10 protein-coding genes are annotated in these 14642 nt (G+C 64.0%); 5 read left to right on the top strand and 5 right to left on the bottom strand.

Going from position 1 to position 14642, the window contains the following annotated elements; translation table 11 throughout:
* The first annotated feature begins 29 nt into the window (after positions 1–29).
* The 4 genes from mfd (at position 30) to mscL (ending at position 6531) form a co-directional block, all read left to right on the top strand.
* Positions 30–3512 (top strand): transcription-repair coupling factor, encoded by a 3483-nt coding sequence (gene mfd / locus HV744_RS07375; RefSeq protein WP_175148873.1) that lies wholly within the window; start codon positions 30–32, stop codon positions 3510–3512.
* Between the two features lie 158 nt (positions 3513–3670).
* Complete coding sequence (gene argE / locus HV744_RS07380) at positions 3671–4918, top strand: acetylornithine deacetylase (RefSeq protein WP_175148874.1); 1248 nt, start codon at positions 3671–3673, stop codon at positions 4916–4918.
* A 54-nt stretch (positions 4919–4972) separates the two neighbouring features.
* Positions 4973–6004: a threonine/serine dehydratase family protein gene (locus HV744_RS07385; protein ID WP_175148875.1), complete on the top strand. Its 1032-nt coding sequence runs from the start codon at positions 4973–4975 to the stop codon at positions 6002–6004.
* Between the two features lie 89 nt (positions 6005–6093).
* On the top strand, positions 6094–6531 hold the full coding sequence (gene mscL, locus HV744_RS07390; RefSeq protein ID WP_175148876.1) for a large conductance mechanosensitive channel protein MscL: 438 nt from the start codon (positions 6094–6096) through the stop codon (positions 6529–6531).
* A gap of 124 nt (positions 6532–6655) precedes the next feature.
* Here the strand turns inward: mscL and HV744_RS07395 are convergent, their stop codons facing one another.
* From HV744_RS07395 to HV744_RS07410, 4 genes are all read right to left on the bottom strand, one after another.
* Complete coding sequence (locus tag HV744_RS07395) at positions 6656–8629, bottom strand: hybrid sensor histidine kinase/response regulator (protein ID WP_175148877.1); 1974 nt, start codon at positions 8627–8629, stop codon at positions 6656–6658.
* 77 nt (positions 8630–8706) lie between these two features.
* Positions 8707–9222: a response regulator gene (locus HV744_RS07400; protein ID WP_175148878.1), complete on the bottom strand. Its 516-nt coding sequence runs from the start codon at positions 9220–9222 to the stop codon at positions 8707–8709.
* A gap of 77 nt (positions 9223–9299) precedes the next feature.
* A complete protein-coding gene (locus HV744_RS07405; RefSeq protein WP_175148879.1) occupies positions 9300–10910 on the bottom strand; it encodes a sensor histidine kinase in 1611 nt (536 codons plus the stop codon).
* Between the two features lie 18 nt (positions 10911–10928).
* Entirely contained in the window at positions 10929–11303 is a 375-nt protein-coding gene (locus tag HV744_RS07410) for a hypothetical protein (protein WP_175148880.1), read from the bottom strand.
* Here HV744_RS07410 and HV744_RS07415 point away from each other — a divergent pair.
* On the top strand, positions 11302–11793 hold the full coding sequence (locus tag HV744_RS07415) for a hypothetical protein (protein WP_175148881.1): 492 nt from the start codon (positions 11302–11304) through the stop codon (positions 11791–11793). The genes HV744_RS07410 and HV744_RS07415 overlap by 2 nt on opposite strands.
* A 265-nt stretch (positions 11794–12058) precedes the next feature.
* On the opposite strand, the gene HV744_RS07420 is transcribed toward HV744_RS07415, so the two are convergent.
* Positions 12059–14461, bottom strand: a complete 2403-nt coding sequence (locus HV744_RS07420; RefSeq protein WP_175148882.1) for an AsmA family protein — start codon at positions 14459–14461, stop codon at positions 12059–12061.
* Positions 14462–14642: the final 181 nt, after the last annotated feature.

Raw genomic sequence — 14642 nt, forward strand, 5'->3', positions numbered from 1 at the left:
TGTGAGCCCAAGGCCGCTTTTTCTCCTCTATGCCAGACATCGCCGCATCATCGCAGTACTCCCCGCCCGTCGCGCTCGTCAAGGCCGGCCAGCGTTTCGCCTTCGACGGCACGCACGGCTCGTCCGACGCGCTGCTGATCGCCCGCTACCATCTCGCCTGGCGCGAGAAGGTGCCGCTGCTGGCTGTCGTGTGCGAAAGCGCCGTCGATGCCCAGCGTCTGTCGCAGGAAATCGGCTTCTTCGCGCCCGAAGCGCGGGTGCGCCTGCTGCCGGACTGGGAGACGCTGCCTTACGATACCTTTTCGCCGCACCAGGATCTGGTCTCCGAGCGCCTCGCCACGCTGCACGATCTCGGCGAAGGCCGCTGCGACATCCTGCTGGTGCCCGCCACCACGGCGCTTTATCGGATGCCGCCCGCGTCGTTCCTGGCGGGCTACACGTTTTCGTTCTCGCAAGGCGAGCGCCTCGACGAAGCCCGGCTCAAAGCGCAATTGACGCTCGCCGGCTACGAGCACGTGAGCCAGGTGGTGCGTCCCGGCGAATACTGCGTGCGCGGCTCGCTGCTCGACCTCTTTCCGATGGGCTCGCCGTTGCCTTACCGGATCGACCTGTTCGACGACCAGGTCGACTCGATCCGCGCGTTCGATCCGGACACGCAGCGCAGCCTCTATCCGGTGAAAGACGTGCGCTTGCTGCCAGGCCGCGAATTCCCGTTCGATGAAGCCGCCCGCACCGCGTTCCGCAGCCGCTGGCGCGAAACCTTCGAAGGCGATCCGAGCCGCGCGTCGGTCTACAAGGACATCGGCAGCGGCGTGCCGTCCGCGGGCATCGAATACTATCTGCCGCTCTTCTTCGAGGAGACGGCAACGCTGTTCCATTACCTGCCGGAAGGCGCGCAACTGGCGTTCGTCGGCGATCTCGACGCCGCGATCCGGCGCTTCAGCAACGACACGAAGCAGCGCTACAACTTCCTGTCGCATGACCGCGACCGGCCTATCCTGGAGCCGCAGCGGCTGTTCCTGTCGGACGAGGATTTCTTCGCGTTCGCGAAGCCGTTCGCGCGGCTCGCGCTGCCCGCGAATGCGGGCGGCGGCTGGTCGACCCCGCTGCCGAATCTCGCGATCGACCGTCACGCGGACGATCCGGTCCTTGCGTTGCGCGCGTATCTGGACACCACGCCGAATCGCGTGCTGTTCGCCGCCGAATCGGCGGGCCGGCGCGAAACGCTGTTGCAGTTGCTGGCCGACAATCATCTGAAGCCGGCCTCGAGCGACAGCTTCCAGGACTGGCTGCTCGGCGACGCGCGTTTCTCGTTAGGTGTCGCGCCGCTCGCCAACGGGTTCGCCGTGCCGGCCGACGGCATCGCGATTATCACCGAGACCGAGCTGTACGGGCCGCTTGCGCGCCGTGCGGGGCGCCGTCGCCAGGAACAGGCGAGCAACGTCGATTCGATGGTGCGCGACCTGTCCGAGTTGAAGGTCGGCGATCCGGTCGTGCATTCGCAGCACGGCATCGGCCGCTATATGGGCCTCGTCACGATGGACCTCGGCGAAGGCGAGACCGAGTTCCTGCACCTCGAATACGCCGGCGACAGCAAGCTCTACGTGCCGGTCGCACAGTTGCACGTGATCTCGCGCTATAGCGGCGCCGATCCGGAAGCCGCGCCGCTGCATTCGCTCGGCTCGGGCCAGTGGGAAAAGGCCAAGCGCAAGGCCGCGCAGCAGATTCGCGACACCGCGGCCGAACTGCTGAATCTCTACGCCCGCCGCGCCGCGCGTTCGGGCCATGCGTTCCCGCTCGAACCGAAGGACTACGTGAAGTTCGCCGAGAGCTTCGGCTTCGAGGAAACGCCGGACCAGGCCGCCGCAATCGCGGCGGTGATCGGCGACATGACGAGCGGCAAGCCGATGGACCGCCTTGTGTGCGGCGACGTCGGCTTCGGCAAGACCGAAGTGGCACTGCGCGCAGCCTTCATCGCGGTGATGGGCGGCAAGCAGGTCGCGCTGCTCTCGCCCACCACGCTGCTCGCCGAACAGCACACGCAGACCTTCACCGACCGCTTCTCCGACTGGCCGGTGCGCATCGCCGAACTGTCGCGCTTCAAGTCGACCAAGGAAGTCAACGCGGCGATCCAGCAGATCAACGAAGGCACGGTCGACATCGTGATCGGCACGCACAAGCTGCTGTCGTCCGACGTGCAGTTCAAGCGGCTGGGGCTGGTGGTCATCGACGAGGAACATCGCTTCGGCGTGCGTCAGAAAGAGGCGCTGAAGGCGCTGCGCGCGGAAGTGGACGTGCTCACGCTGACCGCTACGCCGATCCCGCGTACGCTCGGCATGGCGCTCGAAGGCCTGCGCGATTTCTCGGTGATCGCCACCGCGCCGCAAAAGCGCCTCGCGATCAAAACCTTCGTGCGCCGCGAGGAAGATAGCGTGATTCGCGAAGCAATGCTGCGCGAGCTAAAGCGTGGCGGCCAGGTCTACTTTCTGCACAACGAGGTCGAGACGATCGAGAATCGCCGGCAGATGCTCGAAGTGCTCGTGCCCGAAGCGCGTATCGCAGTCGCGCACGGACAGATGCATGAACGCGAACTCGAACGCGTGATGCGCGACTTCGTGGCGCAACGCGCGAACGTATTGCTGTGCACGACGATTATCGAAACCGGCATCGACGTGCCGAGCGCCAACACGATCCTGATTCATCGCTCGGACAAGTTCGGCCTCGCGCAATTGCATCAACTGCGTGGCCGTGTCGGCCGCTCGCATCACCAGGCGTATTCGTATCTGCTGGTGCACGATCCGCAAGGACTGACCAAGCAGGCGCAACGCCGCCTCGAAGCGATCCAGCAGATGGAAGAACTCGGTTCGGGCTTCTATCTGGCGATGCACGACCTCGAGATTCGCGGCACCGGCGAGGTGCTCGGCGACAAGCAGTCGGGCGAGATTCACGAGATCGGTTTCCAGCTCTACACCGACATGTTGAACGACGCGGTGAAGGCGCTGAAGGAAGGCAAGGAGCCGGACCTCACCGCGCCGCTCGCCGCGACCACCGAGATCAATCTGCACGCGCCGGCGATTCTGCCCGCCGACTATTGCGGCGATGTGCAGGAGCGTCTGTCGCTTTACAAGCGTCTTGCCAACTGCGAACACAACGACTCGATCGACGGCATTCAGGAAGAGCTGATCGACCGCTTCGGCAAGTTGCCGGCGCAAGCGCACGCGCTCGTGGAGACGCATCGTCTGCGGCTCGCCGCGAAGCCGCTGGGCATTTCGAAGATCGATGCGGGCGAAGCGGTGATCGGCTTGCAGTTCATCCCCAACCCGCCGATCGACGCAATGCGGATCATCGAGATGGTGCAGAAGCACAAGCACATCAAGCTCGCGGGCCAGGACAAGCTGCGTATCGAAACGCGCAGCCCGGATCTCGCGGTGCGTGTCGCGACGGTCAAGGAAACCTTGCGCGCGCTTGGAACGCCCAGCCGTGGCACAACGTCTGCTGCTGCCGCGCGCTGAGTCCGTCAAATCACGCCCTCCGTTAGCGCTGCATTAGAAAAACGGGGGGACGTGCAGCGTTTTTTTACGCTCATGCTGCGGTGCGCCAATGCCCACCGCAGCATACGCGCGAGTTTTTTTTGGGTATGATCGAAAGACTCAAATGCTGGAGTCTTGTCATGTCTCACGTCGCTGAATCAGCGCAATCCTCGCAATCGCCCGTTTCCGCGTCGAACTCTGCCTCGCCTGCCTCTCCCGTCTCGCTGCCTTGGGTCACCCGTCTCGTGTCGATGGACACGGTCAGCCGCAATCCGAATCTCGGCCTGATCGAAACCGTGCGCGACGAGTTGCGTGCGCTCGGCATTGAAGCCACGCTCACGCACGGCGAACGCGGCGCATGGGCGAACCTGTTTGCCACCATCCCCGCGCACGATGGCGAGACGAATGGCGGCGTCGTGCTGTCGGGTCATACGGACGTCGTGCCGGTGGACGGCCAGCAATGGGACAGCGATCCGTTCAAGCCGGAGATTCGCGGCGACAAACTGTATGGGCGTGGCACTTGCGACATGAAAGGCTTCATCGGCGCGGCGCTGGCGCTGGTGCCCGACATGCAGCGCGCGAAGCTGGCCAAACCGATTCACTTCGCACTGTCGTTCGACGAAGAAGTGGGTTGCGCGGGCGCTCCGCTGCTGATCGCCGACCTGATGAAGCGCGGAGTGAAGCCGGACGGCTGCATCGTTGGCGAGCCGACCAGCATGCGCCCGATCGTGGCGCACAAAGGCATCAACGCATACCAGTGCTGCGTGCGCGGCCAGGCGGCGCATTCGTCGCTCACGCCGAAGGGCTTGAACGCAATCGAATACGCCGCGCGCCTGATCTGCTACATCCGCGACATGGCCGATCAGTTCCGCGCGCAAGGCCCGTTCGACGAACTGTACGACGTGCCCTTCACCACCGCGCAGACCAGCACGATCAGCGGCGGCAATGCGCTCAACACGGTGCCGGCCGAATGCAAATTCCAGTTTGAATTCCGCAATCTGCCCACGCTCGATCCCGAGCCGATCTTCGCGCGCATCGATCAATACGCGCGTGAAACGCTGCTGCCGAAAATGTTGCGCGAGCATCCGTCGGCGGCCATCGAAATTACGAAGATCGCCGCGGCGCCCGGACTCGATTCGTCTGAACAAGCCGCGATCACGCAGCTCGTGCGCGCGCTGACCGCCGATCAGGACAAACGCAAGGTCGCCTACGGCACCGAAGCGGGGCTGTTTTCGCTGGCGGGCATTCCGAGCATCGTGTGCGGCCCCGGCGACATCCAGCAGGCGCACAAGGCCAACGAGTTTGTCGAGCTGGACCAGTTGGTGGCGTGCGAGCGCTTCCTGCAGAAGTTGATTCACAGCATGTCAGTTGAGGCGCACGCACACTGAAACTGGGCGCAGCAAAACCGGTCTTACACCTATCGAGGACACCACGCTCCCGCCATGTCAACCGCCACGCAGCACACCGACCACACGATCGACGGCGAGCCGATCCCCACCCTGGACGACATCGCCACACAGCATTTTGCGTTGACGCCGTGGGTCATGCGAACGCCGGTGTTCGACCGGCTCGACTTTTCATCGCTGGAACGCACGGTGGTGAATTTCAAGTTCGAACTGCTGCAGGCAGGCGGCAGCTTCAAGGCGCGCGGCGCGTTCACGAACCTGCTCGCGCTCGACGAGACGCAACGCAGCGCGGGCGTCACCTGCGTGTCGGGCGGCAATCATGCGGTGGCGCTCGCTTATGCGGCCATGCGTCTGGGCATCAGCGCCAAGGTCGTGCTGTTTCGCGCGGCCAATCCGGCGCGCGTCGCGTTGTGCCGGCAGTATCGCGCCGACATCGTGTACGCGGAAGACATTGCCGAAGCGTTCGAACTGGTGCGCCGTATCGAGGCCGAAGAAGGCCGCTATTTCGTGCATCCGTTCAACGGCTATCGCACGGTGCTGGGCTCGGCCACACTCGGCTACGAATGGGCCACGCAAACACCCGACCTCGAAGCGGTGATTGTGCCGGTCGGCGGCGGCGGTCTCGCCGCCGGCGTCTCCACCGCGATGCGGCTCGCGAATCCGAATGTGCATGTGTACGGCGTCGAACCCGAAGGCGCGGATGTGATGAGCAAGAGTTTCGCCGCCAACCACACGGTCAAGATGGGCCACATGCACAGCATTGCCGATTCGCTGATGTCGCCGCATACCGAGGAATACAGCTACGAGTTGTGCCGCCGTCATATCGACCAGCTTGTGACGGTCTCTGACGATCAGCTGCGCGCGGCCATGCTGATCCTGTTCGCACAACTGAAGCTGGCGGTGGAACCGGCGTGCGCTGCCGCCACCGCCGCACTGCTCGGGCCGCTGCGCGAGCAGTTGCAGGGCAAGCGCGTGGGGGTGCTGCTGTGCGGCACCAATACCGACCCGGTCAGTTTTGCCGCGCATCTGGAGCGTGCGCGCCATAGCCAGTCACAGTTTCCTCAATAGAAACATTCGCCGGATCGTCTGACCAAAAGCACTAGCCTATCCATCCCAGGTTGGTATGATTCGACAATCGTTATCTGGGAGGCACATCTATGAGCATGGTCAAGGAATTCAAGGAATTCGCCCTCAAGGGCAACGTGATGGATCTCGCGGTCGGCGTGATTATCGGCGGCGCTTTTTCCACCATCGTCAATTCAATTGTTAAAGACCTGATCATGCCGGTCGTCGGGATTGCTACCGGCGGCCTCGATTTCTCCAACATGTTCATTCGTCTCGGTGCGATTCCGCCGACCTATCACGGCAACCCCACGTCGTATAAAGACTTGCAAACGGCGGGTGTTGCCGTGATCGGTTATGGCTCGTTCATTACCGTGCTGATCAACTTCATCATTCTTGCGTTCATCATTTTCCTGATGGTCAAGTTCATCAACAATCTGCGCAAGCCGGCTGAAGCCGCGCCGCCGCCGACGCCGGAAGACGTGCTGCTGCTGCGTGAGATCCGCGATTCGCTGAAGAACTCACCGCGGTGAGCCTGGCGATCCGGCACATCGGCCGGATCCGGTAAAAAGGCCTGTGGCGATCCTTGTCGCGACAGGCCTTTCACTTTCTGCTTCTATTTGTTGGGCGCGCAAACGCGCTTACGCAGCACAGGCATCAAGCATGCCTCTGCGCCTTCAGACTCACCGCGCGTTCGATCATCGTTTCGAGCTGGCCGAAATTGACGGGCTTGGTCAAATGCGAAGTGAAGCCGGCGCCCAGACAGCGGCGCACGTCTTCGTCGGTGCCGAAGCCGGTCAACGCGACGGCCGGCGCATCCGAGCGTTCGCGGAACGCCTTGATGAAATCGAGGCCCGTGCCATCCGGCAAGCCGACGTCGCTCACGATCAGATCGAAGGCCTGCTGCTGGGTGGCGGCAAGCGCATCGTCCACCCGGCCCACCACGGTCACGTCGTGACCGAGGCTGCGTATCAGTTGCGCCATCACGTCGGCGGTATCCACGTGATCTTCGATCAGCAGGATAGTCAGCAGTCCAGCCGGATGCGCCTCGTCCGGTGCGGCGACCGGCTGCGTTCCGGCAGGCGCAGCGGCGGTCGGCAGCGTGATCGTGAAGGTCGCGCCGCAATGCGCGCCGGGACTTTGCGCGGTCACCGTGCCGCCGTGCACGTCGGTCAACGCTTTCGTGATTGCAAGACCAAGCCCCAGCCCGCCAAATTGCCGCGTCCGGTTCTGGCTGCCCTGCTCGAACGCGTTGAACAGCTTGCCGATCTGCTCCGGCTCGATGCCAATGCCCGTGTCTTCAACCGAGATCTGCACGTGCATGCGTTCGTCGCGCGTGCGCACATAAATATGGCCGCCATCCGGCGTGAACTTGGCGGCGTTGCGAATCAGGTTCCACAGCATCTGTTGCAAGCGCGCGCGATCGGCCAGCACGTAATGGTGCGTCGCGTGCTTGTCGACGTGCACGTCCTGCTGCTTGACCTGGATCTCGCTGCGAAAGAGTTCGAGCACGCTGTCCATCACGTCGTGCACGTCGACGGTTTCGAGCGACAGCCGCAGCTTGCCGTTCGCCACGCGCGTCAGATCGAGCAGGTCGTCGATCAGCCGCGCTTCGAGTTCGACGTTACGGCGGATCATCCGCACACTGCTGCGCGCCTGGTCGGGCAGATCCGGGATCATCTCCAGCACGCGGGCGCCGGCCAGAACCGGCGTGAGCGGCGTGCGCAATTCGTGTGACAGCATCGCGAGAAAACGGTCTTTCGCGCGGTTCGCTTCTTCGGCGGTCTGGCGAGCCGCCTGCTCCGACGCGAGCAGCCGTTCGCGTTCCTCGATCGCCTCGCGCTGCGAATGAATGTCCGTGCAACTGCCGAACCATTTCGTCACGTTGCGTTCGGCGTCGCGCATCGCCACCACGCGCGCGTCGAACCAGCGGTATTCGCCGTCGTGGCGGCGAATCCGCAGCTCGTGCCGATAGTCGCCGGCCTGGCTCGCCACTGCCTTGAGCCAACTGCGGCGGATCTCTTCACGATCGTCCGGATGCACGGCGTCGAGCCACGCGAGGCCGTACGACGTGTTCTCGGAGAGCCCGGTGTAGTCGTACCACTGCTTCGACAGGAAATCGCAGTCGCCCGCCGCGTTGCACGTCAGCACGAGGTGCGGCAACGCTTCCGACAAGGTGCGGTAATGCTGTTCGCGATCGCGCAGCAACAGCGCTTCGTCGGATGCTCTTTGCAGACGCACTTGCGACAGCACACGTTCGACGGCTTCCGGCAGGTAATCGAGGTAGTCGCCGGACTTCGGCACCACGTCGGACACGCCCGCGCGCAGCGCTTCGATGACGCGCGATTCGTCGGTAAAGCCAGTCACGAGGATCGCGGGAATCCGCACCCCTTCCGAGCGCAGACGGCGAAAGAAGTCGAGTCCGGTCTCTGGTCCGCTGAGCTGGTAGTCGAGCACCAGCAGGTCGGGGCCGACGGCGGCGAGCCGCTCGCGGGCGGCGTCGACGCTCGCGCAGATCGCGACCCGGCAGCCCGCGCGTTCGAGCGACTTGCGCGCGAGCCGCAGGATGCCTTCGTCGTCGTCGACAACTAGCACATACGCGGCGTGCGGCGTGGACACTTCTTCGGTCATGCGGACTCTTCTCTCGCCAGGTTGGGAGCTCTATCTTGTCATGAACGGCTTTCGGGCAGCTTCGCGTGAGCGGGCGATCACGGCGCGGCGAGCCGATGGCCGGGCGGCAGCTTGACCACCTGCAGGAAGAAGCCGAGACGGCGCACCGCTTCGATAAACGCATCGTATTCGACCGGTTTGCAGATGTAGACGTTGCAGCCGAGTTCGTAGCAGCGTGCGATTTCGCGCGGATCGTCGGTGGTGGTCAGGACGATCACCGGCACCGCGGCCGTCCTCGGCGATTCCTTCAGGCGCCGCAGCACCTCGAAGCCGTCTACCCGCGGCATCTTCAGATCAAGCAGCACGACAAAATTCGTCAGATCTTCGCATGGCGGGTAAGCGCCGGCGGCAGGACTCGCAGCCGGACCCGCAGCGCCACCGCCGGCGGCATCGGCCGGCTCCGGGCCGAAGAAGTAATCGAGTGCCTGCTGGCCGTCGCGAAAGCGCACAAAACCGTTCGAAATGCCGGCGCGGCGCAGATTGCGTTCAACTAGCGTGGCGTGGCCGTCGTCATCTTCGATCAGCACGATGCTGACCGTGTCCCCGTGACTCATAGATTCTCCGTGCTAACGATTTGTCGTTGCATACCGCTTGTCATGTCCGCACCGTTGCCGCGACTGCCCGTCCCGCTTCAGATGCGCATGGGCTGCTCGGGCAACGCGACGAAGAAAGTCGATCCCGCACCTTCGGCCGACTCGACCCAGACACGCCCGCCATGCCGCTCCACCGTACGCCGCACCACCGCGAGACCGATGCCCTCGCCGTTCGCGACGTCGCCGTGCAGACGCTGGAACGCGCGGAACACCTTCGACAGGTACGCGGCCGGAATGCCAAGGCCGTTATCGCGGACGTAGTACGTACGCATGCGCACCGCGCGCGGCTCGGTTTCGTCGATCGATTCGGGCTCCAGCGCGCCGACCTCGATACGCCCACGACGCGCCGGGTCCAGAAAATTCAGCGCATTGCCGATCAGATTGCTGAAGATCTGTTCGACCGCCGCCGGGTCGCCCCATGCGGGCGGCAACTCGCGCACGGTGATGACCGCCGCGCGCTGGCTGATCACGCCCTGCAGCGCGTCGACCACCCGGCCCACCACGCGTCCGACGCTCACCCGCTGCCACTGGTATTCGAGCCGGCCCGCGCGCGAAATGCGCAGCAGCGCGTCGATGATCGCTGCGGCCCGCGTCACCGCGGTGCGTAGATAATGCAGCGATTCGCGCACGTCGCCGTCGAGAATATGCGCCATGCGCCGATGCTCTGATTCGGGTAAGCCAGCCTGCTCGACGATACTGTCCAGTTCGTCGCACGACACCTGCAATTCCTTCGAGAAGCCCTGCAGATTCACCAGCGGCGAGCGCAGATCATGCGACACGCTGTAGATGAACATTTCGTTGTCTTGCGTTTCCTGGCGCAACTCCTCGTTGACGCTCGCCAGCTCCCACGCACGCGCTTCGAGCCGTGTCTTCAGCATGGCCTGCTCTTTTTCCGCTGCGCGTAGACGCGCGCCGGTTTGATGCAGTACAGCGTCGAGCGCGGCGATTTCGTCGCTGCCCGACAGCGGCGCCGCGAGCCGCCGATCGCCGCCGAGCCGCTCGGCGTTGTCGGTCAACACTTCCAGCCGCCGGCCGATGCTGCGCGCAAACACCACCGCGGTGGCCGCCCAGATCAGCATCGAGCCTAGCACGGCGGCGATCAGCGCATATTGCTGACACTCGCGCCGCCGTGCGAGCGCGGCCGAGCGGTCGGCGTCGAGACGCGAGGCTTCGTTGCCGAACGCGGTGAGCTCGTCGCGAAACAGCGCGATCTGCTCCGGCAACGCGCCGCTCTCCAAGGCGATAAACGGGTTCAGGCTGCGTCCCTCATGCAGCGCCTGCGAAATCGCGAGGGTGTGCTCGCGATAGGCGTCGATCGCCCGCTGCATGTTGTGCACGCGCTCGACCTGCTGCGGGATGTCCGCGGCCAGCGCGTCGAGCTTCGACAGACGATCGCCGAGGTCGACCCATACCGTATGGCGGTCGATCAGCGACGCATCGCCGGTCGCCATGGCCGTGCGCACTCGCGCGGCCTGACGCAGCAGCGGATCGACGACGGCCGACGACTGATAGAGGATCTGCTTGCTGTTGTCGACCCACTGCGCGGCCTGCGCTGTCTGCTCCTGGGTATCGAAGACGACGCCAAGAAGCGCCAGCTCGACTACGCTCGGCACGGCAATCAGCAGCAGACCCTTGGTGAATAATTTCATGTTCGCCCGAAGGGTCGTTCAAGCCGCGGCGGCTCGCGAGCACCGGTTGCGCGTCGCGCTGCTGGCGCGCCAGAAAAACAACGGACTGGCGCGCTGCGCAGTGCAGCCGGACGGGCCATTATCGACGTGAATTCGAGATATTTCAACGTAGCCGCAGGATGTGCTTGCCCACATAAAAATGACTTTTTTATTGGTATCGGATGTTTTTTCGGCGGCTCGTGCGTCTATGATGGAGACAGATGTGCTGGGAAGCGAAAGCGCGCGGCGAGGCGGTTCGGCATGATTCGTGCGGGAGGCGGTGAGACGGCGCAGTCGTCGAATCACCGTGAATCCGGTCTTGTCGTATGCTATAAAAGATCGACGTGCGGCGCGCGAAGCCGGGAGTTGTCGCATGAGGACGCTGCGTTTCTTGCAATTCTTTTTCAGGCGAATTTTTATGTCCTTCCCGAAAAAGCGTAGACGCGCGAAGGTGGACGGCGATGAGTCGTTCCTCGCGGTACTACGGCATTTCAAGCCGTTCGGTCAGCTCGACACCAAGATTGCACGTGCTCGCGCGCAAGATGAGCCGGTACTCTATGCGCATGTGCTGCCTGGGCTCGACGTGCTCCTGTGCAGTGTGCGCGGCGCGCAACCGCCTTATCCGGCGCCCGCCGAGTTGCGGCGGCGCTGCGTCGAATCCATCACCAACGCCCTGGAGCAGCCGCTCGACGGACTCGAGAACGGCGGTTACTGGTATGAGGCGGACGGCTTCGGCTTCCTCGTCTTTGCCAGCCGGGCTCGCGGCAAGATCCTCACGGAATTCGGCGCGACGCGCGTGGGCTCCCGCCGCGGGGTGCGTCGGCAGGATGCCGCGGGCGACGCCACGCCGCGATCGTTAAGGTAGGCGCTCCGAAGCCACCGTCTGGCAAGCGCTGCTGGTTTCACCCAGGCGGCGCTGCATCGCTTCCCTTCGTTTGAACTCGCGGTTGAACTCGCCTTACACGGCGGCGCATTTGCATGCGTGTGCGCTATAAAAGCCGTTCCTTACACCGTGATTGCTTCATCGATGCGGCCGCGCACGGGCGGCACGCTGATCAGCCACAGGAACACGACGCAAAGGCCACCGCCGACGCTCGAGTTCAACCAGTCCGCTGGCCACGCGGAAAACGTCAGCTGCCCTTATATTCGGCTGCACTAGCCGGCGACATGACAGCGGGCTTTCGATTCGCCGGCGCAGCCGACGAAGCGCCACCGGCAGAGTTGTTGAGCGGCGCGCCATCGAGAGAAAGCCCCGCCTTGGGCTTCTGCTTGACGCCGGGCGGCGGCGCCGTCGGCGCCTGGCGAACCTGCGACAGCAACTGCGCGCACGGTAGTGGCTGGTTGTTGCTGAGCGCGAGCAACGGAAGCAAGGCCGCAAACGGATTGATCAGGCCAAGTCCGATCACCGCACCGCCTCGCAACGCGAGCGCGGCCGCATTCGCGCCAACATGCGGATCCTTGAACGTGCCTTTCACGTAGAGCGGCGAGCGCAGGGTAATCACCCGGAAGCCCTTGGTATGCGGATGCACGCCAAGGTCCAGGGTCTCGTCGCGCAGGTTCACGGTGCCGTCGATGTTGATCACCGCGTCGTCCGTATCAAGCGCGAAGATGCGCGCTTCGAGCACACCGTCGGTCGCGACGAAATCGGCGGCCGCGCAGTTGATCTTCACGTCGCGATTGCCGAACAGCTTTTCATACACGACGTTCGCCACGTTCAGCCCCGCTGCTTCCATCAGCAGACGGCTCACCGTGCCGTCCGTCACCAGCGCCTTCAGCTCGCCATTGGAGGTCGCCGCGAGCGCCGCCGGCGAATTGCCGGTCGCGGTCAACGCGGCGTCGCCGTTGATTTCGCCGAGCGCGTTCTGCATCGACTTGAAGTTCGGGAACAACTGCTTGAGCTTCAGATGTCGCGCCGAGGTCGAGAAGCGGCCCTTCAACGGTACGGTGCCGCCGTCCAGATGAATGTCCGACGCAAGCGAGCCGCCCGCGACGCCGAACTTCAGCGGCTCCAGCGACAGCACGCCGTCGGTCATCACGACATGCGTGTACAGGTCCGTGATCGGCAGGTTCGTGTTCTTGACGATGCGCCGGCCGGTGAACTTGACGTCGGCGTCGATCGCCTTCCAGCGGTCGGTGCGGAATTCCTCGACCGGCAGCACCCGGTCGCCCGGCTGCGCCGTCGCGTCGCCGCGTTTGGCCTTGCTGGCGTTCGAGTCCGCGCCGATCACCGGCGCCAGATCGGCGAATTGCAGCAGATGCGACACCAGTTCGCCCTGCAGCAGCGGACGCGACTCACGCGCCGTATAGGTCAGTGAACCGTTCAGATCGCTGCCGCCCACCCGGCCTGTAAAATTTTCATACTTGAAGACATTGCCGCTGGACTTGAACTGACCGACCAGACGTCCTTCGGTCGCATACGGTGGGGTCTCGGGCAAGGTCACGCCAGTCAGCGAATAGAGGCGCGCCATGCTGTCGCCTTGCAGCCAGAGGCGCAGGTCGACCGCGGCGAGATGCGCCGGATCGGTGATCGTGCCCACCAGACCGACGTGCAGATCCCCCGCCTTGACGTCGGCCTGCACCGGGAACGGCCGGCTCGCGTCCTGCAGCGCGAGCACGCCGCCGACCTTGCCGCTGCCCGATACCGGCGTTTTGTTGTACGTACCCTTGACGGTCCAGCCGATCGCATACAGCGGAATCTCCCGCTTCGCCCCGGCCGCCGGATTCGTCTCGCTGGCGCCCGACGCACCCGTGGCCGCCTTCGTACCCGACGCGTTGAGATCCGGCGCCGACGCGCCGGAAGCGGCCGCCGCCGAAGCCGCCGCGGCCTCCGACGCCGCTTGCGCGTTCGCCTGCTCCGTCAGCTTGCTGGCACCCGCCTTGCCGATCGCTTGCGCCGATGCGCTGCGCGACGCCGCTTCCTGCTGCTTCATCGCCTCGCCGATCGGAATCGGCTGGCCGAGCGTATCGATGACCATTTGCAGATCGACCTTCTTCTGCTGATCGGACAGCGCGATATTGCCCTTGGCAAACGCGATGTCATGCAGATCGAGCTTCCATTCGGACGGCGCAGTGGCAGCAGGCAGTTTGAAAGTCCAGTTGTTGCGCCCATCGAGCAGACGTTCGAGATCGACCGAAGGATTCACGAGATTGATCGACGGAATCACGATGTCGTGCGCGAGCAGCGGCAGCACCTTGACCTCGAAATCGATTTCATCGAGCGTGGCGAACTGCGGCTGTTTGGTCCAGTCGGGATTGCCCACCGTGATGCTGGCCGCGGAAAAGCGCGGCCATGGCACCCAGCCGCGCCAGCCGGTCTCGCCGACCGCATGCTGCCACCCCACTTTCAGATCGCCGTTGATCGCGAACGGGCGGCCGATGGCCTGCGTGACCTTGTCGTTGATATAAGGCCGGGCGCGATTCCAGTCGAAGGCCAGAATAAAAATGGCCAGCGCGACGATCAGGATGGCGATAGTCGCCAGCAGCCATGCGATGATTTTTCCGATCCGTCGGCCGATGGTGCTCGACACTGCCATTGAGAGGCTCCGCGATTTTTTCTACGTTATGAAACGGGCAGCAGGTATCGTGCCCGGATGGTGGCGACGAGTCGCCGTGCCGTTGTCGCTCGTTGGCGCTCGTTGTCGCTCGTTGTCGTTTTATCATGCTGCACAGTTGGACGACAGACTGACGGCGCGTGCGCCGCCATAAAAAGTCATT

It is taken from the genome of Paraburkholderia ultramafica, assembly GCF_902859915.1.
GTDB lineage: Bacteria > Pseudomonadota > Gammaproteobacteria > Burkholderiales > Burkholderiaceae > Paraburkholderia > Paraburkholderia ultramafica.

What these genes read in the sequence shown, in the direction of transcription:
- mfd (WP_175148873.1), top strand. Translation starts at nt 30, where the DNA reads ATGCCAGACATCGCCGCATCATCGCAGTACTCCCCGCCCGTCGCGCTC.
- argE (WP_175148874.1), top strand. Translation starts at nt 3,671, where the DNA reads ATGTCTCACGTCGCTGAATCAGCGCAATCCTCGCAATCGCCCGTTTCC.
- HV744_RS07385 (WP_175148875.1), top strand. Translation starts at nt 4,973, where the DNA reads ATGTCAACCGCCACGCAGCACACCGACCACACGATCGACGGCGAGCCG.
- mscL (WP_175148876.1), top strand. Translation starts at nt 6,094, where the DNA reads ATGAGCATGGTCAAGGAATTCAAGGAATTCGCCCTCAAGGGCAACGTG.
- HV744_RS07395 (WP_175148877.1), bottom strand. Translation starts at nt 8,629, where the DNA reads ATGACCGAAGAAGTGTCCACGCCGCACGCCGCGTATGTGCTAGTTGTC.
- HV744_RS07400 (WP_175148878.1), bottom strand. Translation starts at nt 9,222, where the DNA reads ATGAGTCACGGGGACACGGTCAGCATCGTGCTGATCGAAGATGACGAC.
- HV744_RS07405 (WP_175148879.1), bottom strand. Translation starts at nt 10,910, where the DNA reads ATGAAATTATTCACCAAGGGTCTGCTGCTGATTGCCGTGCCGAGCGTA.
- HV744_RS07415 (WP_175148881.1), top strand. Translation starts at nt 11,302, where the DNA reads ATGAGGACGCTGCGTTTCTTGCAATTCTTTTTCAGGCGAATTTTTATG.
- HV744_RS07410 (WP_175148880.1), bottom strand. Translation starts at nt 11,303, where the DNA reads ATGCGACAACTCCCGGCTTCGCGCGCCGCACGTCGATCTTTTATAGCA.
- HV744_RS07420 (WP_175148882.1), bottom strand. Translation starts at nt 14,461, where the DNA reads ATGGCAGTGTCGAGCACCATCGGCCGACGGATCGGAAAAATCATCGCA.